This is a genomic window from Xanthobacter sp. 91 (assembly GCF_000702385.1).
Lineage (GTDB): Bacteria > Pseudomonadota > Alphaproteobacteria > Rhizobiales > Xanthobacteraceae > Xanthobacter > Xanthobacter aminoxidans.
This window is the reverse complement of record NZ_JNIB01000001.1, coordinates 2,774,068-2,797,066: the sequence shown is the minus strand read 5'-3', so window position 1 is coordinate 2,797,066 and position 22,999 is coordinate 2,774,068. Positions and strand designations below refer to the sequence as shown.

General features: G+C 65.5%; 24 protein-coding genes. 6 read left to right on the top strand and 18 right to left on the bottom strand.

What is annotated here, in order from left to right; all coding sequences use genetic code 11:
• Positions 1-69: 69 nt before the first annotated feature.
• Positions 70-633 carry a Spy/CpxP family protein refolding chaperone gene (locus tag A37E_RS26445; protein WP_081837579.1) on the bottom strand — a complete coding sequence of 188 codons (564 nt, stop codon included), beginning with the start codon at positions 631-633 and terminating at the stop codon, positions 70-72.
• Positions 634-915: 282 nt separating this feature from the next.
• On the opposite strand from A37E_RS26445, the gene A37E_RS0113245 reads away from it, so the two are divergent.
• Genes A37E_RS0113245 through A37E_RS0113235 form a run of 3 tightly spaced genes read left to right on the top strand, consistent with a single transcriptional unit; the run spans position 916 to position 2,532 of the window.
• Positions 916-1,215 (top strand): metalloregulator ArsR/SmtB family transcription factor, encoded by a 300-nt coding sequence (locus A37E_RS0113245; protein ID WP_029557027.1) that lies wholly within the window; start codon positions 916-918, stop codon positions 1,213-1,215.
• Positions 1,212-2,276, top strand: coding sequence for a permease (locus A37E_RS0113240; protein WP_029557026.1), 1,065 nt, complete (start codon positions 1,212-1,214; stop codon positions 2,274-2,276). Before A37E_RS0113245 ends, A37E_RS0113240 begins: the two co-directional genes overlap by 4 nt.
• A gap of 19 nt (positions 2,277-2,295) precedes the next feature.
• A complete protein-coding gene (locus tag A37E_RS0113235) occupies positions 2,296-2,532 on the top strand; it encodes a thioredoxin family protein (protein WP_029557025.1) in 237 nt (78 codons plus the stop codon).
• Between the two features lie 213 nt (positions 2,533-2,745).
• On the opposite strand, the gene A37E_RS0113230 is transcribed toward A37E_RS0113235, so the two are convergent.
• From A37E_RS0113230 to A37E_RS26905, 7 genes are all read right to left on the bottom strand, one after another.
• Positions 2,746-3,936, bottom strand: coding sequence for an amidase (locus tag A37E_RS0113230; RefSeq protein WP_029557024.1), 1,191 nt, complete (start codon positions 3,934-3,936; stop codon positions 2,746-2,748).
• Positions 3,937-3,979: 43 nt separating this feature from the next.
• Positions 3,980-4,732: a GntR family transcriptional regulator gene (locus A37E_RS0113225; protein ID WP_197022972.1), complete on the bottom strand. Its 753-nt coding sequence runs from the start codon at positions 4,730-4,732 to the stop codon at positions 3,980-3,982.
• A 94-nt stretch (positions 4,733-4,826) separates the two neighbouring features.
• Positions 4,827-5,306, bottom strand: a complete 480-nt coding sequence (locus A37E_RS0113220; RefSeq protein ID WP_029557022.1) for a MaoC family dehydratase — start codon at positions 5,304-5,306, stop codon at positions 4,827-4,829.
• 12 nt (positions 5,307-5,318) lie between these two features.
• Entirely contained in the window at positions 5,319-6,254 is a 936-nt protein-coding gene (locus tag A37E_RS0113215) for a dihydrodipicolinate synthase family protein (RefSeq protein WP_245279327.1), read from the bottom strand.
• Positions 6,251-7,834: a CoA-transferase gene (locus A37E_RS0113210; protein ID WP_051679003.1), complete on the bottom strand. Its 1,584-nt coding sequence runs from the start codon at positions 7,832-7,834 to the stop codon at positions 6,251-6,253. Before A37E_RS0113210 ends, A37E_RS0113215 begins: the two co-directional genes overlap by 4 nt.
• Positions 7,831-8,985, bottom strand: a complete 1,155-nt coding sequence (locus tag A37E_RS0113205) for an acyl-CoA dehydrogenase family protein (RefSeq protein ID WP_029557019.1) — start codon at positions 8,983-8,985, stop codon at positions 7,831-7,833. The genes A37E_RS0113210 and A37E_RS0113205 overlap by 4 nt, the downstream gene beginning before the upstream one ends.
• A 41-nt stretch (positions 8,986-9,026) precedes the next feature.
• Entirely contained in the window at positions 9,027-9,398 is a 372-nt protein-coding gene (locus A37E_RS26905) for a hypothetical protein (RefSeq protein ID WP_029557018.1), read from the bottom strand.
• Positions 9,399-9,575: 177 nt separating this feature from the next.
• Here A37E_RS26905 and A37E_RS0113195 point away from each other — a divergent pair, with 177 nt between their 5' ends.
• From A37E_RS0113195 to A37E_RS0113185, 3 genes are all read left to right on the top strand, one after another.
• Positions 9,576-10,631 (top strand): malate/lactate/ureidoglycolate dehydrogenase, encoded by a 1,056-nt coding sequence (locus A37E_RS0113195; protein ID WP_051679002.1) that lies wholly within the window; start codon positions 9,576-9,578, stop codon positions 10,629-10,631.
• A 34-nt stretch (positions 10,632-10,665) separates the two neighbouring features.
• Positions 10,666-11,667: a TRAP transporter substrate-binding protein gene (locus A37E_RS0113190; RefSeq protein WP_051679001.1), complete on the top strand. Its 1,002-nt coding sequence runs from the start codon at positions 10,666-10,668 to the stop codon at positions 11,665-11,667.
• A 74-nt stretch (positions 11,668-11,741) separates the two neighbouring features.
• The gene (locus A37E_RS0113185) at positions 11,742-13,616 is read left to right on the top strand and encodes a TRAP transporter large permease subunit (RefSeq protein ID WP_051679000.1); all 1,875 of its coding nucleotides are present in this window, start codon (positions 11,742-11,744) and stop codon (positions 13,614-13,616) included.
• A 361-nt stretch (positions 13,617-13,977) separates the two neighbouring features.
• Here A37E_RS0113185 and A37E_RS0113180 read toward each other — a convergent pair whose 3' ends face one another.
• Genes A37E_RS0113180 through A37E_RS0113135 form a run of 10 tightly spaced genes read right to left on the bottom strand, consistent with a single transcriptional unit; the run spans position 13,978 to position 22,970 of the window.
• Positions 13,978-14,685 carry an enoyl-CoA hydratase/isomerase family protein gene (locus A37E_RS0113180; RefSeq protein WP_029557014.1) on the bottom strand — a complete coding sequence of 236 codons (708 nt, stop codon included), beginning with the start codon at positions 14,683-14,685 and terminating at the stop codon, positions 13,978-13,980.
• 5 nt (positions 14,686-14,690) lie between these two features.
• Positions 14,691-15,467, bottom strand: a complete 777-nt coding sequence (locus tag A37E_RS0113175) for an enoyl-CoA hydratase-related protein (protein WP_029557013.1) — start codon at positions 15,465-15,467, stop codon at positions 14,691-14,693.
• A 3-nt stretch (positions 15,468-15,470) separates the two neighbouring features.
• The gene (locus tag A37E_RS0113170) at positions 15,471-16,178 is read right to left on the bottom strand and encodes an ABC transporter ATP-binding protein (RefSeq protein WP_029557012.1); all 708 of its coding nucleotides are present in this window, start codon (positions 16,176-16,178) and stop codon (positions 15,471-15,473) included.
• Positions 16,165-16,878, bottom strand: a complete 714-nt coding sequence (locus A37E_RS0113165) for an ATP-binding cassette domain-containing protein (protein WP_029557011.1) — start codon at positions 16,876-16,878, stop codon at positions 16,165-16,167. Before A37E_RS0113165 ends, A37E_RS0113170 begins: the two co-directional genes overlap by 14 nt.
• Positions 16,875-17,843, bottom strand: coding sequence for a branched-chain amino acid ABC transporter permease (locus tag A37E_RS0113160; RefSeq protein ID WP_029557010.1), 969 nt, complete (start codon positions 17,841-17,843; stop codon positions 16,875-16,877). Before A37E_RS0113160 ends, A37E_RS0113165 begins: the two co-directional genes overlap by 4 nt.
• Before the next feature lies 1 nt (position 17,844).
• Positions 17,845-18,714: a branched-chain amino acid ABC transporter permease gene (locus A37E_RS0113155; protein WP_029557009.1), complete on the bottom strand. Its 870-nt coding sequence runs from the start codon at positions 18,712-18,714 to the stop codon at positions 17,845-17,847.
• Positions 18,715-18,741: 27 nt separating this feature from the next.
• Positions 18,742-19,905, bottom strand: coding sequence for an ABC transporter substrate-binding protein (locus A37E_RS0113150; protein WP_029557008.1), 1,164 nt, complete (start codon positions 19,903-19,905; stop codon positions 18,742-18,744).
• Between the two features lie 42 nt (positions 19,906-19,947).
• Complete coding sequence (locus A37E_RS0113145; protein ID WP_029557007.1) at positions 19,948-21,510, bottom strand: AMP-binding protein; 1,563 nt, start codon at positions 21,508-21,510, stop codon at positions 19,948-19,950.
• The gene (locus A37E_RS0113140) at positions 21,500-22,234 is read right to left on the bottom strand and encodes an SDR family NAD(P)-dependent oxidoreductase (protein WP_029557006.1); all 735 of its coding nucleotides are present in this window, start codon (positions 22,232-22,234) and stop codon (positions 21,500-21,502) included. The genes A37E_RS0113145 and A37E_RS0113140 overlap by 11 nt, the downstream gene beginning before the upstream one ends.
• The gene (locus A37E_RS0113135) at positions 22,221-22,970 is read right to left on the bottom strand and encodes a TetR/AcrR family transcriptional regulator (protein WP_081837576.1); all 750 of its coding nucleotides are present in this window, start codon (positions 22,968-22,970) and stop codon (positions 22,221-22,223) included. Before A37E_RS0113135 ends, A37E_RS0113140 begins: the two co-directional genes overlap by 14 nt.
• Positions 22,971-22,999 lie beyond the last annotated feature (29 nt).

Below are 22,999 nucleotides of genomic sequence, written 5' to 3'. Positions count from 1 at the left end.
ACCGCCGGTTGTTTTGTGGCCCGGGCGGGCACCCGCCCGGGCCAGCGTCGCGTCCTCGTCCCGTCAGGTTCACATCATGCATCCCATGCCGGTGAGCAGGTCGTTGGCCTTCTTCTTCTGGTCATCGCTGAGTGCGGCGTAGAGGTTGCTTAGCGGCTGCTTCATATCCTTGAGAGCAGCGGCGCGGGCTTCCATCACCGAAATGCGGGATTCAAGACGATCCATCGGCGTGTCCGCGTCAAAGCTGGCGCGCATGGCCTGGCGCAGGCCCTGCATGCTGATGAAATTGTTCTTCATCGCCGCCACATAGGCGTCCCACACCTTGGCCTGCGCATCGGTGACGCCGAGCTCGGCCTTCAGGAAGGCGACACGCCCCTCGATGAAGGCGGGCAACTGGCCGTCGGCATCACCCGTCATCCAGCCTCCGCAGCCACCCATCATGCTCCGAGCCGAGCGATGGAATCCGGGGCCCCACCCTCCCTGGCCGGGCCCCATATAGCCCTCACCCTGCCCCATCATGCCCGGACCATAGCCGGGCCCACCGCCCATCTGGGCGCTCGCCGGCACAGCAGACAATGCCGCGGCCAGCGCGAGCGCTGCGAACCGCGCAACGGAAACGGATTTGATCTTCATGACGCTCTCCCTGCCTTTGGGCGGACAGGTCCGCCCCTCCGGACTGCGCCGGGGGCGAGCCCGAACATCTTAGGCCGCGCCTGCGCCTTCCTGCCGGGTCGATCAGGCGTGGCACCACGCTCGCGATGCACGGCGAATGGCTTCCCCGTCCTCCCGCGCGAACCAGAGCGGCGAGCCGTCAGACCCGAAACGGTCGTCCTCGATGGCCGAAACCTCCGCGCCACCGACAATGATATTGTTTATGCGCTTGCGCGCATATGCGCATGAGCGTAAATTGAAGCCATGGACTCCACGCTCACCCTTCTGTCGGCCCTGGCCGAACCCACCCGCCTCGCGGCGGTCCGCCTCCTGTGGGACGGGCGCGAGCATTGCGTCTGCGAGCTTGTGCGCGTCCTGGGCGTCACCCAATCCCGCATGTCGCGCCATATGGCGGTGCTCAAGCAGGCCGGCATGGTGATCGACCGGCGGGATGCCCAATGGGTGCGCTACCGTCGCAACCCTGAACTACCGGCCGAGCAGGCCGCCATCGTCGATGCTGTTCTCAACAGCCTGAATGCTTCGTCCGATAGGAGAGCCGCATGAGCGCTGACCTGTCATTGACCGAGCGCAAGCCGCCGCGGGAGGCATCGCCTTTGGCCTGGGCGGCGGCAACGGTCGCGGCGATCGCCCTGTGGTTCGTGGTCTATGCCCAGCTCGCGCCGTTCTCCCAATGGCTGGTGGCCCGTCTGCCGGTTGAAACCGGCAGCCATCTGGCCGAAGCGGTCGCGTTCTTCATCTACGATACGCCCAAGGTGCTGATGCTGCTGACGCTGGTGGTGTTCGCCATGGGCGTGGTGCGCAGCTTCTTCTCCGCCGAGCGCACGCGTGCGCTGCTCGCCGGACGGCGCGAGGGGCTCGGCAATGTCGCCGCCGCCGGTCTCGGCATCGTCACGCCCTTCTGCTCCTGCTCGGCGGTGCCCCTCTTCGTCGGCTTCGTCTCCGCCGGCGTCCCCCTCGGTGTCACCTTTTCCTTCCTTATCGCCGCGCCCATGGTCAACGAAGTGGCACTCGGCCTGCTGTTCGCGCTCGTGGGCTGGAAGGTGGCGCTCACTTACCTGGCCTTCGGCCTTGGGGTGGCCATCGTTGCCGGCTGGGTCATCGGCCGGCTGCATCTGGAGGGTTGGCTGGAAGACTGGGTCCGCAACGTGCGCGCCGCTCCCGTCGATCTGCCGCCGAACGGCATGACGCTGGTGGATCGCATCAGGGCCGGCCTTGAGGCGGTGCGCGACATCGTCGGCAAGGTGTGGATGTGGATCATCGCCGGCATCGCGGCGGGCGCCTTCATCCACGGCTATGTCCCGGCGGACCTGCTCGCCTCCATCATGGGGCGGGATGCGTGGTGGTCGGTGCCGGCCGCGGTCCTGCTGGGCATTCCCATGTATTCCAATGCCGCGGGCATCATCCCGGTGGTGGAGGCCCTGCTGGCCAAGGGCGCTGCGCTGGGCACCGTGCTCGCCTTCATGATGGCGGTGATCGCCTTGTCCCTGCCGGAGATGATCATCCTGCGCAAAGTCCTGAGCCTGAAGCTGATCGCCGTGTTCATCGGCGTGGTCGCCACCGGCATCCTCGCCGTGGGTTTCCTGTTCAACGCGCTGTTTTCCTGAAACCGGAAAGGCTGAAGTCATGAAAGACGTGAAAGTGCTCGGCCCCGGCTGCTCCCGCTGTGAGGCGACGGCGCAGATGGTGCGGGACGCGGCGGCCAAACTCGGGCTCGATGTCACGGTGGAAAAGGTCACCGACTATGCGGCGATCGCCGGTTACGGCATCGCTTCGACCCCCGGCATCGTCATCGACGGCAAGGTGGTGCATGCCGGTGGCCTGCCGAAGCCGGACGACGTCGCCCGATGGCTCGCGACTTGAGCGCCCCATGCCGAAACACAAGATCCGCGCGACGCGGATCGACACACACGGCAGGCGCTCGATCTCCGCGAGGGCAGGCGCTGACTCGCGTGCATTCCAAGTCTGCCAGCGGACCGGACCAGGCCTCGGTCGGCACGCCTCCGGCGCACCCAAACAGTCTCAGGCGTCATGCCGAGGCTGACGCGTGCTCTTCCCAAAGAACAGGGCAGCCCGTCATGCGTCTTGTGGAAGTACCGTGCTGAGTGCTTCGGCCAGGTCCAGCAGCTGCATATCGCTGCCTGCGGGCCCCAGGATTGAAAGGCCGATGGGGCAGCCCGCGATCTTGGCAACGGGGAGCGAGACTTGTGGAAGGCCGGCATGGCCGGCGGGGCACAGCATTTCTAACGCCTTGCCCCGAAAAGCGTTCAATTCCGCCTCGGGCGTATTGAGAAGCGGCGCGGGGCCGGGCGCGCTCGGCAGTAGCAGGACCGAACCCGGAGCAACCAGCTCCCGCATCCGCACCCGTATCGCCTGCCGCCGCTCCTGCGCCGCTGCGCGATCCCGGGGATCCACGTGCGGCGCCGCGGCAAAGCGCTCGCGGATTCCGGGGCCGAAGGCCGGCTTTGTCCGCGATACCCAATCGCCATGTACGCTCCAGATTTCCGAGGCCTGGACCAGCTGGAAGACGCGCAGCCAATCGGCGCCCGCACCCTGCGTCACATCGACGTCCTCACAGGCCCCGAAATGGCGGGCGATAGCCGCGACCGCTGGCGCGAGCGCAGCCGCAACCTCGCTTCCAGCTTTGTCGAACAGGTCGCGCGCCAGCAGAAGGCGGTCCGGCCGCTTGCGCGGCCCGGCATCGATCAGCACCTCGCCCACCTTGCGGAAGATTGCCGGATCGCGCGCGAGCCATCCCAACGTGTCGTAGCTGGGCGCCAGCGGCACGGCCCCTTCGAGCGGGATCAGACCGTGGGTGGTGCGGATGCCATAGACGCCACAATAGGACGCGGGCAGGCGCACGGAGCCGCCGGTATCGGAACCGATGCCGAAATCCACCAGTCCGGCCGCAGCCGCGGCGGCGGAGCCGGAGGAGGAGCCGCCGGGAATGCGGCCCGGCGCGGCGACGTTGCGCGGTGTGCCATAATGGGCATTCTCGCCGTTCAAGCTCCAGGCCAGTTCGTCCGTGTGCGTCTTGCCCACGCACCGCGCGCCTGCGTCGAGGAGGCGTTCGATGGCCGGTGCCGTGCGCGTCGGAACCGGATGAGTCGCCAGCCACTCCGGCGAGCCCGCGCCGGTCGGTACACCGGCCAGATCGAAAAAATCCTTGAGGCCGAAGCTGAGACCGGCGAGCGGACCTTCCTCGCGTGTCTGACGCACGACGCGCCCGTGGGCGCAGAAGGCGCCGACCGTATCAACGATGCTCATGCGAAACTTCCCCTCACGGCGACGGATACGACGCGGCGTCCCGTCAGGTTCCGGTCTCTTGCGCGGCCCAGTATCCGGGCACGGGCGCATGGGACTCGTCGAGGCCGGAGAGTAGATCCTCCAGCCCGGCATTGTGGTGCAGCCGGATGATCGCCTCGGCGGCCGCCACATCCTGGCGTCGCATGGCGTCGATCAGGATCCTGCTTTCCTTGATCACCATCGGCAGCCGACCGCTTCGGTATCCGACCCACCGCCTAAGGCCGTCGATCAGATCCCATCCCCGCTGGAAGATCCGCATCGCCTCCGCATTGCCGCCGAATTCCATGATGGCGAGGTGGAAGCGGCGCGTCTGCACGAAGATCTGGTCCCGCTCATCCTCTGCGATGGCGCGTTCGAGGGACCCGATCAGCGCCTCGAGATGCTCGAGCTTCGCGAGCGTGAGCGTGCGGATGCAGCGTCGCACGGCCAGGAGCTGCAATTCGGACCGGACCTCATAGAGATCCGTCACGAACTTGCGGTCGATCTTGATCACCGTGGCGCCGCGGTTGGGCTCGATCTCCACCAGCCCTTCGCCTTCGAGTTTGCGGAGGGCTTCCCGGATGGGCATTGAGCCTAGGTCGAAGCGCTCGGCCACGTCGGCGACCTTGATGCGCTGTCCGGGGCCGAACTGGCCGGTCAGGATGGCCTGGCGGATGACCGAAGCCGCGTGCTCGACGGAATTGGTCCCGGTCCGGGACGCCGCATACGCCGCGACATCGACACCGTCCCGCACAATGCTCTCGCCCACTTGCCCCATCGTCCACTCCCAAACGGGCCGCATCGGCGGCCCCGGATCATCGCGCGTGCAGTTCAAGGGCTGCGCCTCGCAAAGCTCGAACCCTCAGCGCGTGTCAGGCCGCCGCTGGCCGCTTGATGACGAGTGTGGCGTGCTCGCCCTCGGTGACCACGACGCCATCCTGATTGATCAATTCGAGCAGTTCGATTGCTATACCATGTGGTCCGCTCTTGCTCTCGCGTTTCGACAGGAACTTCACCCGGGCATGGACCTTGTCCCCGGCGAAGACCGGAGCCCGAAACCGGACCTTGTCCCATCCCAGCGATGCGACGGACGTATTCTGGTAAAGCTCCAGCTCAGCCTTGAGGCCCTCCATCAGCGAAAGGCTGAACAGGCCATGGGCGATGATCCGGCCGAAGGGCGTCTTACGGCAATAGTCCTCGTCCGTATGCAGCGGGTGGCGGTCGCGCGTCACCTCGCCGAAGGCCCGGATATCCGCGATCGTCACCACGTGGGAGTCGGAGCGGATCTCGTCGCCGACGCGGACATCCTCGTAATAGAGATCCGTCTGGTACTCGGAACGCCTGTCTTCCATGACCTCTGCCTCTCAGGACTTGGGATGGCGGGGGAAGGCTTCGCCGGAGGCCTGCGCCGCGGCCGTCACCCGGCCAGTGATCTCGGGGGAGACCGACAGCAGGGGCGCCCGGGGCACCGCGCATGCGATGATGCCCAATTGATGGAGCGCCGCCTTGATCCGCGTGTGCATGTCGATGAGCGGCGGCGCCCCGTATATGGTTCGCACCACGGGATAGATGGTGTCGTTGAGCGCCCTCAGCGCCGGCAGGTCATCGCGCGCCTGCCACATGTCCGACAGCAGCCCCGGCACGAGGCTCGCCAGCCCGGACAGGATGCCGTCCGCGCCGGTCGCCAGCTGTGCCAGGAGCCAGTGGTAGTTCGAGGCGAGGATCTGCACGTGAGGGGCGTGTGCGCGGACCATGCGCACATTGTCCTCATACAGAGCCAGATCGCCGCTCCCCTCCTTGATGGCCACAAGACGGGGCCGTTGCGCCAGCTCCCGCAGAACCGGCGTGGTGAATCCCACACCCGCAGCGACGGACTGCTGGAAGAGCGAGATGGGCAAGCCCTGGCTCGCAAGCATGCTGTCAACGAAGTCGATCACATAGCGGCCGTCCGCCGAGGCGCCGCCCGCATACTGGGGGAACGGGAACAGCACGATAGCATCGGCCCCGGCCTGCTCAGCCTCCTGGGCCTGCCGGATCGCGTCGGCGGTGCCGTAGGCGATGATGCCGGAAACAAGTGGAACATCCTTGCCGATGAGGCGCCGGGTATGCTGGATGACCTGCGTCCGCTCCTCCGGCGAAAGCGTTGCGCCCTCGCCCGCGTGGCCATTCACGAAGACCGCGCGGATGTTCTTCGGAGCCGTACAGAATGCGACCAGGCGATCGTAGCTGTGCCAGTCGATGGAGAAATCGTCCCGGAACGGCAGGACGGTGGCGACGGTAACGCCCGAGAGGTCAATCACGCGAATTCTCCGATACGCTGGCCGCTGGCATGCTCCAGATCGGCGCCGATCCGCATGGGCCCGACGCGGAAGATGCGCTCGTCCATCAGCTTGAGATCTGGTGAAACCTGGAACGCGAAGTCGATCTGCGCCTTGATGTCATCATCGAGGGACACGCCGGGTGCGATCTCGGTGAGCACGAGCCCCTCTCGGCTGAGCTTGAACACCGCGCGCTCGGAAATGTAGCTGACGTCCTGTCCGCGCTGGCTGGCCAGATGGCCGTTGAAGCTGATCTGGCCCACCGCGGGGACGAACTTCCGGAACTGGCCCTCTTGGTGGATCGAGAGGCGACCGGCGCCGACCTCGGTCCGCAGTCCCCCGCCGGTCAGGGTGCCGTTGAAGACGAGCCGCTTCGCATTCTGGCTGATGTCGATAAAGCCGCCCGAGCCGTCGAAGCGGTCGCCGAAGCGGGTCACGTTGACGTTGCCGTGCCGGTCCACCTCGGCGAAGGACAGGAAGGCGCAGGTCAGGCCGCCGCCATCGTAGAAGTCAAACTGATAGGGCTGATCGACGATGGCGCGAGGATTGTAGGCCGTGCCGAACTCGCGCGCATAGCCGGGCACCCCGCCGATCACCCCGGACTCGACGGTGAGGGTCATGAGATCCTCGATGCCCTCCTCGGCGGCAACGTTGGGAATCATCGCCGAAATGCCGACGCCAAGATTGACCACGTCACCGCGGCGCAACTCCATCGCGGCCCGGCGGGCGATGACCCGCCGATCGGTCAGCGGATCGGGGCGCAGCGTCGAGATCGGAATACGGGTTTCGCCGCTCCGGCTCGGGTCATAGGCCGTGCTGTAGGTCTGCATCTGATCCGGCTGAAGCACGATGTGGTCGATGAGGAAGCCGGGAATCTTGACCATGTGCGGATTGAGGGAGCCGCGCTTGACGAGCCGCTTCACCTGGCAGATCACGATGCCGCCGGCATTGTGGACCGCCTGGGCGATGGACAGGTCCTCGCGCGTCGTCGCCTCGTGCTCCATGGACACGAAGCCGTCCTCGTCGGCGCTGGTGCCGCGCAGGAAGGCGATGGTGGGGACGGGCGCCTTGTAGAAGAGCCACTCGCGACCGCTCAGTTCCACCACCTCCACCATCTGCTCGGTGGTGCGGGCATTCATCCTGCCGCCTTCCAGGCGCGGATCCATGTAGGTCTCGAGCCCCACATGGGTGACAACACCGGGATGTTTCGCCGCCATCGCCCGGCACATCTGCGCCATGACGCCCTGGGGGAAATTGTAGGCCTCGATCCGGTTCTCCCGGATGAGCCGCATGAAGGGCAGCTGCAGGCCGAAATTGCCGCCGATGACACGCCCGATGAGCCCTTCGTGAGCCAGGTGGCACAGACCATGCTCGGTCACTGCGCCGATCCCCGTGGTGTGGAACAGGGTGAGGCCGCGGGGTGCCCCGGCCGTGACGAAGCGGTGCTCCAGCGCCTCGATGACCGGCTCGGCCACGCCCGTTCCGCCGTTCCCGCCGACGATGAGGCAATCGCCGTCGCGCACCAGCGCCGCAGCCGCCTCGGCCGTGATGAGACTGATCATGCGTTCACCGCCCTGGCTTCCTTCTCGATCTGGCGCGCGATGATCAGCCGCTGGATCTGGTTGGTGCCCTCGTAGATCTGCGACAGACGCACGTCGCGGTAGATGCGCTCCACCCGGTAGTGCTTCGAATAGCCGTTGCCGCCATGGATCTGCACCGCGCTCGATGCGGCACGATTGGCCATGTCGGTGGTGAACAGCTTGGCCTGCGCCGCTTCCTTCGCGATGGAATGGCCGGCGTCGAACAGCCGTCCGGCGTGGTGGATGAGGAGGCGGGCAGCGGAGATGTCGGTGGACATGTCCGCCAGCATGAACTGCACCGCCTGGAAGGAGTTGATGGGCGCACCGAACTGCTTGCGGGCTCCTGCGTAGGCCACCGCGTCGTCGAATGCCGCCTGGGCCATGCCGAGCGCCATGGAGGACACCATCAGGCGGGAGAAGTTGAAATTCCCCATCGCCATCTTGAAGGCCTCGTGCTCCGGCCCGATGCGGTTCGTGACCGGAACCCGCACCTCGTCGAACGCGAGCGCGCAATCCTCGAGGCCGTGCATGCCCATCAGGTCTTCATGCTTGCCGCGGTGCAGGCCGGGGCGATCTCCCTCCACCAGGATGCAACTGATGCCGCGATGGCCACCCTCGGGGCGCGTGCGGGCGAAGACCACGAAGACGTCGGCCACAGCGCCGAACGTGACCCAGGCCTTGGTGCCCGAGATCACATATTCGTCGCCGTCCCGCACGGCCATGGTGCGTAGGCCTGCCACGTCGGAGCCGTAGTCCGCTTCGGTGGCGGCGGTGGCGGAAACGATCTTTCCCGAGAGGATGTCGGGGATCAGCCGGCGGTGCACCTCGCCGCCGTGCTCCTGAAGGAAGGTGACCGCTTCCATAGGGATCGCATAGGCATTGCCCATGCTGCCCGAGGCGCGCGCGATCTCCTCCATCACCAGGCAGGCCGTGGGCGTATCGAGGCCGCTCCCACCCGCCTCCGGGGCCAGGCAGATGCCGAACAGGCCGAGCTCGGCGAGCTGGGTGTAAAGCGCGCGCGGGAAACGGTCGGAGCGATCGATCTCGGCCGCGCGGGGCTCGATCTCCGATCGTGCGAAGCGACGCACGACGTCAAGCAGCTCGCGCTGCTCCGCTGTCAGGAAGGAATCCATCTTATCTATCCGGCAGGAGGGAGGCTCTATTTTTGATCAAATTACGCACCGCCCTGAAGGGTGCCCCCATGGGAGACTTCATTCGGGTTTCGATCAAAAAAGTAGATGGCGACCTTGGATGCGGGCACCCCATAAAGGACTGAGACCTCCGTGGTCAGGCGCTGAGCCAGCTCTTTCCTGAGATCCCACCCGCGCGGGTAGGCATGAAGCTTTATGAAAATGCGCATTTTATCGGCATCTGCGGGAAATTTCCCCGCATGTCCGTATGAATTTTGATCAAATCCGATGAAGTAGACGGACACGATCTCCTCTGAAACGGCATATACGTCGCATACGGCCGCAGTTGCTTTCGCAACCACCCTGCTTCGTACGGATAGATCTTTGCTGAAGTCGTTGATTTCCAAGAACGGCATGTCGATCGCCTATGTCGTGTCTACTTTTTAATCAGAAACCAATCTCAGCTCAGTTGACCGTATATTTGATCATATGTCAATGTAAGTGGCGACGTTGTGATCTGATCTAAATCGACAGCTGCGGCCAGACAGAGCGTGCAAAGCGCCCTCCAGATCCGAGCACCATTCGGGGGACCGATGACCAAATCCCTTCAGTTGGCCGCACCGACCGTGCAGGCCTTCGTCGCCGAGATATTTGCCGCCGCGGGATCGTCTCCCCGCGAGGCCTCCCTGCTGGCGTCGCACCTCGTCGAGGCAAGTCTGGCCGGTCACGATTCCCACGGCATTGGCATGCTCCCCACCTATGTGGACAGCGCGCAGAACGGGGAGCTGAAGCTCAATCAGTCCCTCCGCACCGTCAGTGACCTGGGGGCCATCCTGATGACGGATGGCCAACGCGGTGTCGGACAGGTCATGGCCCACGACGCCATGTGCCTTGGCATCGAGCGGGCGAGGGTGGCAGGACTGGCCCTGGTGGGCCTGAGCGACGCCTTCCATATCGGGCGGATCGGGGCCTATGCCGAGCAGGCCGTCGCAGCCGGCCTGGTCTCGCTGCACTTCGTCAACGTGCTGAGCGAGCCACAGGTGGCCCCGTTCGGCGGCAAGGTCGCCCGTCTCGGCACCAATCCCATCGCAATCGGCATTCCCCGTGCCGGCGCCGAGCCCATCATCATCGACATGGCGACCAGCCGATGGGCCATCGGCAAGGTACGCGTGGCCCACAACAAGGGCGAAAAGCTCCCCCCCGGCATCCTGCTCGACAGCCAGGGCGAGACCAGCCTCGATCCCGGCGACATCTTCGGCGTACCGAAGGGCGCGCTGACCACCTTTGGCGAACACAAGGGGTGGTGCTTTGCCCTCGCGGCCGAGCTTCTGGGCGCGGCGCTGGTGGGCGGCATCACGCAGTCCCGCCCGAAGACGCGGCCGGAACTGATCAACTCGATGCTGACCATCCTGATCTCCCCCGAGCGCCTGGGCACCGTGGAGCATTTCGCGCGCGAGACCGACGCGCTGGTCGCCTGGGTGCAGTCGGACGAGAATGGCCAACCTTCGCGGGTGAAGCTGCCGGGCGACCCGGAGCGGAAATACCGGGAGGACCGCCGCGTTGCCGGCCTGCCCATCGATCGCGTCACATGGAACCAGATTCTTGCTGCGGCGCGGTCGGTCGGCCTGGAGCACGACCCCGCCCGTTGAGTCCATGACTGCTCGTCCCACAGGAGAAACGATAATGGACCTTCATCTTTCCAGACGCGGCGCCGCCTTGTTCGCACTGACGCTGCTGGCCATGCCAGTCTCCACGGGCATCGCGGCCCACGCCGCCGAGGCGCCCATCACTCTGCGCCTGTCTCACGGTGCCGCTCCGAGCGAGCCCTATCAGATCGGCTTGGAGAAGTTCCGCGACGAAATCGAGAAGAGCACCGACGGCGCCATCAAGGTGCAGATCTTCCCGAGCGGGCAGTTGGGTGATGAGGCCAGTTCGGTCAAGGGCGTGCAGGCCGGCACCATCTCGATGGCGGTCGTCGCCGGCGCGACCATTGCCGACTACGCCCCGGTGATCCGCATCTTCGACCTGCCGTTTCTCTTCGCGAGCCGCGAGCAGGCCTACAAGGTCGCCGATGGCCCCATCGGCAAGAGCGCGGACGAAAAGCTGGCCGAGAAGGGGTTGGTGCTCCTCGGCTATTTTGAGGCCGGCGTGCGCAACGTGCTCAACAATCAGCGCCCCATCACCACCCTGGCCGACTTCAAGGGCATGAAGGTCCGCGTCGTGCCGAGCCCGATGAACATCGACACCTTCCGCGCGCTGGGCGCCAATCCGGTGCCGCTGCCCTATGGCCAGCTCTACACCTCCCTGCAGACCCATGTGGTGGACGGCGCCGAGGCCGCGAACACCAACTATCTCGCATCCAAATTCTACGAAGTGGCGCCCTACTACGCGCTCGTCCGCTGGCAGGTGCTGATGTCGCCGGTGGTGATCTCGAAGAAGGTCTTCGACCGGCTGACGCCGGAGCAGCAGGCCAAGGTCCGCGCGGCCGCTGCGGCCGCCGTCACCGCCGAACGCAATGCCTACCAGGCCACGGACAATGCCGCTTTCTCGGACCTGACGTCGCGCGGCGTCAAGGTGACCGAGCCGCCTCTGGAGCCCTGGATCGCGGCCGTCAAGCCGGTCTGGGACAAGTGGGCGCCCGTGGTCGGCGAAGACAATCTCAAGGCGGCGCTCGCCGACAAGTAGCAGGCCGCGCGCCGGCCTGTCCCGCGCCGGCCGATCCAGCGGGCAGCGGCCATCGAAGCGAAGGATGAGACGCCATGACCGAAAATATCGCCTCGAATGCCGCTGCGGTCCCTGTTCCTGCGCACGCCATCGGCGCCTTGCTGGATCGGGGATGCTGCCTGCTGGGCCGGCTGTGCGACGCGGCCCTGGTGGCCGCGCTCGTCCTGCTGGGCGGCTGCATGGCGACCGGCGTCTTCTCACGCTATGCCATGGACGCCGCGCTGCCATGGACCGACGAGATCGCAAGCTATCTCTTCGCGGCGCTCACCTTCCTCGGCGCCGCCTCCGGCATCTGGCATGACAACCACGCGCGCATTGAGATGCTGCTGGACCGCGTCGGTCCGACGATGCGCTGGCGGCTGGGCGCCATCGGGCTCGGTGGCCTGCTGAGCATCTTTTTCATATTGCTGATCTATGGCTGGACCGCTGCGCAGAATTCTGCGGCGCTCGACATGACCTCCCTGCCGATCTCCCAGGGGTGGGCATATGCGACGATCCCGCTTTCCGCCGGCCTCATGATCATCTTCGCCCTGCGCAACTTCCTGGTCCGGCGGCCGCGGCTGCTGGATCTCGCCCTCGTCCTGCTCACCTGCGCGGTCTTCTACGGGCTGGCCTACCTGACGATGGATGGGCCGTTTGTGTACCTGGTGCTTGTCGTCGCCATGCTCGCCGCCATGGCCATCGGCGTGCCGATCGCCTTCTCGCTCGTCTTCACCTCGGTGCTCGTCCTCAATTCGACGGGGATCCCGCTGGATATCGTGCCTCAGCGCATCTTCGACGGCACCTCCAGCGTCGTCCTGGTGGCGATCCCCATGTTCATGCTGACCGGCGCCATCATGGTCTGGGGCGGCATGGCCGCGCGGCTGGCGACATTCGTGACGGCGATCTTCGGCCAGATGCGAGGCGGCCTCGGCATTGCCGATGTCGGCGCCAGCGTGATCTTCGCCGACATCTCCGGGTCGGCGGTGGCCGACAGCGCCGCCTTGGGCTCGATCATGATCCCGCAGATGACACGGCGCGGCTATTCGCTGGAGTTCGCATCGGCCCTGCAGGCCGCGGCCGGTTCGCTCGGCCTCATGTTCCCGCCCAGCTCCACCATGATCGTCTATGCGTGGGTCACCGGCATCTCGGTGGGAAGCCTGTTCCTGCACAGCTTCCTGCCAGGCCTGCTGGTGGCGGCCTCGTTCAGCCTCATCATCTACGTCACGGCGGTTCGGCGGGGCTATCCCAAGGAGGACTGGGTCGGCCGGCGCGCCTTCCTCGCTTCGCTCTGGGAGAGCCTGCCGGCCCTCGTCATTCCGGTCCTCATCCTCTCGACCATTCTCGGCGGCATCACGACGCCTTCGGAATCCGGCGTGATCGCCGTCATGTACACGCTGATCGTGTCTCTCTTTATCTATCGCAGCCTGCGCCCACGCGACGTTTACAAGGTGCTGCTGGAGGCCGCCCTAAGCGCCTCGCGGGTGACGCTGATCATTGCCGCCGCCACGCTCCTGAGCTGGGTCATCGCCATGTTCCAGGGGCCACAGCAGATCAGCGCGATCATCCTCGAATGGTCCCGCAACCCCTACGTCGTCCTGATCCTGATGAACATATTGATGACGGTGCTGCACATCATGCTCGAGGGCATCTCGACCATCCTCGTGGTGGTCCCCGTATTCCTGCCTGTGATGCAGCAGCTCCACATCGATCCGATCGTCTTCGGCATCATCCTGGCCCAGAATTCCGCGCTCGGCCTGCTGTTCCCTCCGCTGGGGTTCAACCTCTACGTGATCTCGTCCATCAGCGGCGTGTCCGTCGAGCGGGTGGCCATCGCCATCCTGCCGTTCATCGCCGTGCTCGTTTTCGATATCCTGCTGCTGATCTTCTTTCCCCAGATCGCGACGCTTCTGCCGTGGCTGTTGTCATAGGCCGCGATGCGGGGAGCATTGCACTCGGAAGGGTCCGCAGGCAGCCGAACCCGAAAAGCTTCAGGGGCCACGATCATCAAGCGCGCCGCGTCCTCTTCGCGTTGGTGGCCTTCGCCACTTTGATGTCTATGCCCCGCCAGCTCAGATTGATCCCATTGACCCCAATGTCCTGAACGCCAGGATCGTGGCCGGCCTGGAGCCGATCAGCCTCGGGGGAAAGCTGGGAAGACTGCACCGTGGCACGGGAACCACGGCGCCGGTCCGATCCGACCTGCGGGCAGGCCATGCGGGGGCGCTACGAGAACGTCGGCGCGTGGCGCTGGTTGGTTGTGCGATTAGAGATGGGCGCCTTGTTTCCAGGTCATCCGCTTGCGCGGCCCATCACCTCGGCTGCCAGGTCCCGCTCAAAGTCATACGCCGTCCACAGGTCGGCAGCATCCTCCCGGTTCAGGCAGTCCTTGATCCCGGCGCGAAGGCGGCCCTTCAGCAGCGCCGCCATTTCCCGGCCGAGTTCGACAGCAAGTGACAGAGCTGCCTCGGGGGTATCCGCGAGTTCCTGGACGAGGCCGATCTGATGGGCCCGCGCCCCGGTGAGCGGCCGCCCAGTATAGGTCAACAGGCGCGCCTCGCCCTGCGCCAGAACCTCACGCACGATCCTGTAGCCGCCGAATGCGCCTACCTTCACCTCTGGAAGCGCGAGGCGCGCATCCGCGGTTGCGATGCGGATGTCGCATCCGCAGGCGAGCATCAGCCCTGAGCCCATCGCCGCCCCATGGATGGCGGCGATGGCGGGAATCGACGATTCGCGCACCGCGCGAATGGCGTCGCGCACGGCTCCTGTACCTGAGAGCGTCTCCTCCGGCGTCAAGGTCGAGAATTCGCGGAAATCGTTGCCGCCACAGAAGTGGCGGCCTGGCAGGCCGGTGAAGACCATCGCGGCCACTTCCGCACGCTCCAACCCTCCCACAAGGCCCGGCAGTTCGCGCCACGCGGCAAAGCTCACGGCATTCACCGGCGGGTTCGCGAAACGGACAATGGCGACGTCGCCATCACGCTCGATCTCGAACATGTCGCTCAGCCCCTCATCGCATAGGACGGGGTCCGCTTCTCGAGAAAGGCAACTGCGCCTTCCTTGGCCTCGGGCGTGCGGCGCACTGCCGCCGTGAGGGTGCATTCGAATTCATAGCCTTCCTTCAGGGTCATGAACTCAGTGCGGTTGAGTCCCAGCTTGGCGAGGCGGATTGCCGGCGGGCTCTTGCTGGCGATCTCTTCGGCGAGCGCCATGGCGGTCGACATCAGGTCCTCGGGGGGCACCACTTGATCGACGATATGCGCTTGAAGCGCCTCGTCGGCCGAAACGCGCCGGCCAGTATACATCATCATACGCGTCATGCCCTGCCCGGCGAGGCGCATCACGTGGCGCGAACCGCCGAGGACGCCGACGTCGATCTCAGGCAATGCGAACTTCGCCTTCTCGGAGGCGATGCGCACGTCGCACAGCGAGGCGAGGACGATGCCCGTGCCGACGGCGCCGCCGTTGATGGCCCCGATGATCGGGACGGGGCAGTCGTACATGGCGTTGAAGGTCAAACGGACATGGGCGAGATACTCGGAGGCCTGGTCGAAGTCGAGGTCCACGAAGTCGTTCACGTCATTGCCGCCACAGAAGACCTTGCCGGCGCCGGTGAAGACGGCGACCCGCATGGTCGGATCTTCGCCGAGGCGGTGGAAGGTTCGGCGCAGTTCGTCATAGACCTCAAGGCTGACCGCGTTTGCCGAGGGGCGGTCGAGCGTCACGCGCGCCAGACCACGATCGACCTCCACTTTCACGAACTTGTTCTCGTATGGCATGGCTCAGTTTCCCCTTCTGCCCAGATAGCTGTCCTGGATCGCGCTGGACGACATGATTTGGTCGGCCGGGCCCTCGGCGACGCACCGTCCGTTCTCCAGCACAACGGCATGGCGGGCGATCATCTGCGCGAGGGCGAGATTCTGTTCGACAAGAAGGATGGCGACGCCCGTGCGCGCGATGGCATTGACCGCAAGTCCCACCTGCTCCACTGCCTTCGGGGCGAGGCCCTGGCTCGGCTCGTCGAGCAGCAGCATGCGCGGGCGCGACATCAGCGCGCGCGCCAACGCCAGCATCTGCTGTTCGCCACCGGACATCAGGCCCGCGCGCTGGTTCTCCCGCTCCTGCAGGATGGGGAACAGGCCAAACACCGTTTCGTAGTCCGCAGGGCGGGGCTCGCCATGGATGTAGGCGCCCAGTCGAAGATTTTCCCGCACCGTCATCTCGCCGAACACCTGCCGGCCCTCGGGCACCAGAGCGACGCCCCGGCGCACGCGCTCGGCGCAGCCGAGGCGGGTGATGTCCTCGCCATCGAAGCCGACGACGCCGCCGCGCGCGGGGATGAGGCCGGTGATCGTGCGGCATAAGGTGGTCTTGCCGGCCGCATTGGCCCCCATGACCACCGTGGGGATACCGAGAGGCACGGCGAGGCTCACGTCGTGTAGCACCTCGAGACGGCCATAGCCGGCGGTGAGGCCTTCAATCCTCAGCATGGCCGCTCCTGCGTCCGAGATAGACGTCGATCACCCGGCTTTCTCGCTGGCACGCCTCCGGCGAGCCCTCGAACAGCACGCGGCCGCGGTCGAGCACTGCGACGTGATCAGACACGTCCATGAGGAAGCGCACGTTGTGCTCGACCAGCAGGATGGTGATCCCCGCCGCGTTCCAGCGCCGGACCAGCTCGCCAAGGCGGTCCACCTCCCCGGGCGTGAGGCCGACCGCCGGCTCGTCGAGCAGAAGCAGGCGCGGCCTCAGCGACAGCGCGAGCGCGATGCCGAGATGGCGCAGCGTGGCGTACGGAAGGTCTCGCGCGGTACGGTCCAGCACGTCGCCGAGGCCGCATGCCTCAACCAGTTCGTCGATATGCATCGTGTCCGGGGCGTGGACGCTGGAGATGCGCAGATTCTCACGGACTGTCAGGCCCAGAAAAGCCCGTGTCTGCTGGAACGTCCGCACGATGCCGCGTCGCACGGCCTGGGCGATTGGCCAGGGTCCGTGCGCGCCGTCGAAGACGATGTCGCCGCTCGTGGGGGCGATGAGGCCGGATACCATGTTGATGAGCGTGGTCTTGCCGGCGCCGTTCGGGCCAATCAGGCCGTAGACGAGGCCTTGCGGTACGTCGAGCGTTACCCCGCCCAGGGCGACCACACCGCCGAAGCGGGCTTCGATGTTGCGGATCTGAAGCAGGCTCATGGCGTGCTCCCCGGGCGGCGCATGGCGGCCACGAGGCGGGTCGCGATACTGGCGATGCCCTTCGGGGCGAAGATGATGAAGCCGAGCAGCAGCAGCCCGTAGGCGAGCAAGCTCATGGTGGCGGCGACGCGCAGGGCCTCGGGCAGCGCGGTTAACAGAACCGCCCCGAGGATCGGCCCCCACAGCGTGCCCATTCCGCCCACCACCACCAGCGCGACAAGCTGGAAGCCGGTGCCCAGAACCGTGAAGCTCTCCGGCGCGACGAACGAGGAGATGGCGGCGAAAAGTGCGCCTGCGAACCCCGCAAACACCGCGCTGAAGGTGAAGGCTGCAAGCCGCGCCGCGCCGACGCGGATGCCCAGCGCCTGGGCCAGGGTGAGATCCTCGCGGACCGCCAGGCACTCTGCCCCGAGACGCGAGCGCACGAAAAACTGGGCGCACACGAAGGTGACCAGCAGCAGCAGGAGGGCCAGCAGCGCAAAATAGCTGGTGCTGCGCACCGCCAGCCATGCCGGCTGCTCCGGTCCGGGAATGCCCACGAAGCCGCCGATGCCTCCCGTCCAGGGGGACAGCACCAGAAACAGCTGATGACCGATGAGGCCGATGCCCAGCGTGAGGACCGCGAAGTACAGTCCCTTGGTGCGGAAGGCGACGAGAGCGATGAGGGCGCCGGCCGCCCCGGCGACGATTCCGCAGAGCGGCAGCGCCACCCAGAACGGCAGTCCGTAGCGGGCGGTCAACAGCGCGCAGGTATAGGCCCCGAGCCCATAAAGTGCACCGTGCGCAAGGGACAGATAGCCGGTGAAGCCGAGCAGCACATCGAAGGCAACGGCGAGCGACGCGAATATCGCGCCGATGGTGACGACATACAGCAGGTAGTCATCGAGGACGAGGCAGGCGGCAGCCGCGGCGGCGAAGACGATGGAAGCGACGGCGAGCACGAGAGGAAGTTTGTGTCCGGTCATATCAGCGCTCCATCTGCGCGCGGCCGAACAGGCCCTGCGGGCGCAGCATCAACACCAGGACCAGGATCGCGAAGGCACCGATGTCCTGCAGCTCGCTCGACACGTAGCCCGCCACCAAAACTTCGGCGACGCCGAGGAAGAGCCCGCCCGCGACCGCTCCCCAAAGGCTGCCGATGCCGCCGATGACGAGCACCACGAAGGCCTTGAGAACCGGATTGACCCCCATGGTGGGATAGATCGGGAACGTGGCGCCGAGCAGTGCACCGGCGATCGCGCCGAGCGCGGCACCCATCGCAAATGTGGCGTATCGAACCTGCCACATGCTTATACCCATAAGCAGCGCCGCATCCCGGTTCTGAGCGGTGGCACGGATCGCCAGGCCGAGGCGCGAGCGATGCAGCACCAGCCAGACCGCGGCGAAGGCTGATGCGACGCCACCCAGCACGACGAGCTGCATGTGGGTGATGGAAAACAGAGGGGTGCGGACGACGCCGGCGAGCGGAGCGGGAATGGTGCGGGCTTCGGTGCCCCACACCAGCGTCGCGATCTGCTGGAGGATGATGGAGGCGGCGAGCGCAGAAATCATCAAGGACAGCGCCGGCGCATCCTCGATCGGCCGGAACACCAGCCGATCGACCAGGCAGCCGAGCGCCATGACGCAGATCACCGACGTCGCCATGGCGAGCCAGAAATTGAAGCCCGCCGCAACGAGAGAATAGGTGATGAAGGCGCCCAGCATATAGAATTCGCCGTGGGCAAAGTTCGGGATCAAAAGCACCCCGAAGATCAGCGTCAGCCCGAGCGCGACCAACGCGTAGGTCGAGCCTAGCGCGATTCCGTTCACGAGCTGCTGCGGCAGCAGTTCAAGCATGACAGGCGCCTCCGTTGAATCAGCCGGTCACTGCGAGGCCTTGAGGAGTGGCTGCCACCCGTTGCCCTTCCAAACGCTGACCACGCCGCGCAGGTCGACCTGTCCCTTGTCGTCGAACAGGCGCCCGTCAGGCTGGGGGGTGTAGCGGGTCACGAGAGCGGGAATGTCCGCCACCTTGAGCTTGCGCAGGGCGGCGTTGACAGCGGCATTGTCTATCGAACCGGCCTTCTCGAACGCCGCCTTCAGGATGTGAACGGCGTCATAGCTGAGGATGGTGAGTTCGCCCGGTGCGTCGCCAAACTTGGCCTTGTAGGCTGCAGCGAGCGCGATTGCCTTGGGGTCTTCAAGCTTGATGTAGTCTTCCGTGGTAGGTGGGATGGCATTGAACACGCCTTCCATCTCCGCAGCCGGAATGTTCTTCAGCACCGTCGATGGTGGCGAGACCATCTCCCAGATGATCTGGCCGCTGAAGCCCAGCTGGCGGGCCTGCTTGGTGATGAGCGCACCTTCCGCAGGGTAGCCGCGGATCAGCAGCACCGCCGGGTTCTTGCCCTTGAGGTTGGTGAGCGCGGCCGAGAAGTCGGTGTCGCCGAGCTTGTAAAACTCTTCGCCCAGCACGTTGGCGCCCAGCGCCTTGAGGTCAGCCGTGAGCTTGGGCTGCGAACCCATGAAGCCGGCGTGGAAGCGGTCGGTCATCACCGCCAGGGAGGGAAACTTCCGATCCTTGAACAACTCGGTGACGGCAAAATTGTAGCCGCTCACCGTGGCCTGGTTCCGGAAGATATTCTTGCCGTTGGTCAAATCGTCGGCAATCGAGCCGTCGATGAGCTGCGTGACATTCTCATTGCGCTCAATGATGGGCTTGAGCGCAGGAGCGACGCCGCTCGCGAGCGGACCGATGATGTAGCGGACATCGGCGGAGATCAGCTTGCGCAGCGCGGCAACGCCGACGGTCGGGCTGGCCTGATCGTCTTCCGTGACGACCTTCAGCTTGTAGGCCTTGTCGCCGACCTTCACGCCGCCGGCGGCGTTAATCTGTTCCGCGGCGAGCTGGATGGCACGGCTTTCCGGAAGGCCGTAGAAGGTGGCCGGCCCGGTGATCGGGTGGAGATCGCCAATGGCGATTTCCTGTGCGAAGGCAGGGGCGGACGCCAAGGCGCACAACGATAGCGTGGCGATTATCTTTCGCATGATTTCCTCCCGGTTATTATGGAAAGCTCTTTCGGGTAGCGGTCAGGCCGCGACTTCCGAGAGCTTCTTCTTGATTTCGTGCTTCTTTATTTTTCCAGCTGGCGTCTTCGGCAGCTCCGCCATGAACACAACCTGCCGGGGCGCCTTGAAGCCCGCGATGCGGGCCCGCACAAAGTCGATAAGCTCCTGCGCGGTCAGCTCCTCACCCGCATCGGCCACGATGGCGGCAACGACGCGCTCGCCATAATCGTCGTCCGGAAGACCGAATACGGCGCAGTCCCGGACCCGCGGATGGGAGATGAGAGTCAGTTCCACTTCCTTGGCGAAGACGTTCTCGCCGCCCGAACGGATCATGTCCTTCTTGCGATCCACGAGATGGATGAGCCCTTCAGCATCCGCCCGCCCCAGGTCGCCGGTGTGAAGCCATCCGCCGGCGAAGGCCTCCGCTGTCGCTTCGGGGCGATTGAGATAGCCGCTCATGAGCGCGGGCGAGCGGATGCAGATTTCACCCAACTCCCCCGAAGGCACCTCGTTCATCGCCTCATCGAGCAACGCGACCTGCGCGCCCGGAACGGGGCGGCCGATGGAAAGGGGCTGCCGCAGCGCCTCTTCCGGACGGTTGATGCAAATGTAGGGGCCGCCCTCCGTCAGGCCATACGCGTTCGCAATGCCGATGTTCTCGGCCCCACGCGCACGGAAGGCGTCCACGATCTTCAGGATGAGTGTCGACGGATCGTAGTTGGCATAGGCGATCAGCCGCATGGAGCTCATGTCGCTGGTCGCCCATGCCTTGGCTTCCGTCATCTGGCGAAGCACCAGAGGCACCCCAAACATGCCGTTGCAGCGGTGGGTCTCGATCTGCTTGACCGCGCTCTCGGGTTCGAACCGTTCCGCGATTACGGCGGCCCCGCGCTGCATGAAGTAGAGCTTGAGATAATCCCATGCACCCGTGTGGAAGAGCGGCATGTAGCAGAAAAACCGCTCGCTCTGCCGGATGCCGAAGACTGGAAGCGCATTGAGCGCATCCAGGATCGTGCGGCGGTGAGAGATGATGGCGCCCTTGGGCCGGCCGGTCGTACCGGACGTGTAGAGCACGAGATGGGGATCGTCCCAGGTGCGGGCGCGCGACACCGGACCATCCGGAATCATGGTGCACATCTGCGCAAAGGTCACTACCCCCGAGCGCTCCGCACCCCGCAAGACCATCCGCGGCTTGTCGAACAACGGCTCGATCGCTTCCAGCGCGAGGTCGGCGAACTCCTCGCTGGTCACGACCAGGACGGGCTGGGCGTTGTTGAGGATGTAGGAGACTTCCTGCGCCCGCAGCCACATGTTGACGGGGACGAGGACCGCTCCCATGCCCGCAAGGGCATAGCCGAGCAGGACGTAGTCGTCACTGTTGCGGTCGAGCACGGCGACGCGGCTGCCGTGCTTGACACCGAGGGACGCAAGGCCGTTCTGGATCGCAGCCATGTCTCGGGCGAAGTCGCGCCAGGTCCGCGTCCGGCCGTTGAAGATCAGCGCTGGCTCGTCGGGAACCCAGCGCACGTTGTCCGCGACCACGTCGGACAAGAGATATGGCAAGCCGCCATGCTCATGCTGCACTGAAGCCTCCGTCGACCATCACCGTGGACGCGGTCGTGAAAGAGGACCAGTCCGAGCAAAGGAACGCCGCCGTGCGCGCGATGTCCTCCGGACGTCCGAGCCGGCCGATCGGCAGCACAGTGGGCTTGGAATGGGCCAAGGTCTTTTCGGTCATCGGGGTCTCGATCACCCCCGGACAGATGCAGTTCACGCGGATATTCTTGGGCCCGCATTCGATGGCGAGCGCACGAGAGAGGGCCAGCACGCCGCCCTTGGACGCGGAATATGCGTTGAGCTTGTCCCAACCGGTAACGGCTACGACCGAGGCGATGGTCACGATGCTGCCGGAGCCATTTGGCTCCATGGCTCCTACCGCTGCCCGGCACACATAGAAGGTGCCGGTGAGATTGACCGCGATGATCCGATCCCAGGTCTCGTCGGATACGCGGGTGATCGGGCCGTCGGACGCGGGGCGCCAAATGCCGGCGCAATTGACGACGCCATCGATGCCGCCGAACGCCTCCGTCACCCTAGAGAACGCCTTCTCCACCGAGCGAGCGACGGACACGTCGCAGGCAAGCCCGGCATGGCCCGCGCCCGCAAGCGTGGCGGCCACCGCTTCGGCCTTCGCAGGGTCGATATCGAGAACAGCGACCCTCGCACCGGCCTCGGCGCAAACGGCCGCCACGCTCGCCCCGATCCCGCTTCCACCACCCGTGACGAGTATCCGCTTAGCTTCCAACATCCTGGTTGCCACCGTGGTCGTCCTCCGCAATGTTTTTTGTTGTGCGTCTCCGCCGTGTCGGCGCGCGCGATGTCGTTTTTTCGTGTTGCGCTGCCGCCCGCCCGGCAGCATCCGGCACCGCGGCCAGTCCATCGAGAACAAGGCGACCGAGTTCGTCGGCGATGGCCGCCGGTGCGGCGCCGGCGTGAGGCGCCCAGCGATGAACGGTGGAGAGCAGGCCGAGGATGCCCATCATTGCGATCTTTGGGTCTTGCCGACGGAACTCGCCGGCTGCCTGCCCTTCCTCGATCACATGCTGGACCCACGCCTCGAACTCGCGCTCTCGCGCCGCCAGTGACCTGCGGGATGCGGGATCGAACTCGTGGCGCTCGCGCCAGAAAATGATGAGGAAGCGTCGATTTTCGATGTTGTAGAGTGTCTGTAGCTCGATCAACCGGTAAAGACGCGTCGCTGCGTCATCCGGTGAACGGGCAAGTTTTTCCATGGTCATGAAGAATTCGGCGGTGACATCCTCGTAGAGGGTCTCCAGCAAATGCGATTTATTGCGATAGTAATGGTAGATCGCGGGTTTGCTGACGCCGCACGCCTCGGCAATGTCGTTCATGGACGTGGCGCGAAATCCCTTGCTGTCGAAGAGATGGAGCGCGCGCTCATAAACGATGCGCCGCACATTCTCCGCACGGCGCTCGCCGTCGCTGGCCCGCGGCAGTTGCTTGATCGGAATGGAACGGCTCATGGCGCTTCCTGAGGGCACGGTCTGCCGCC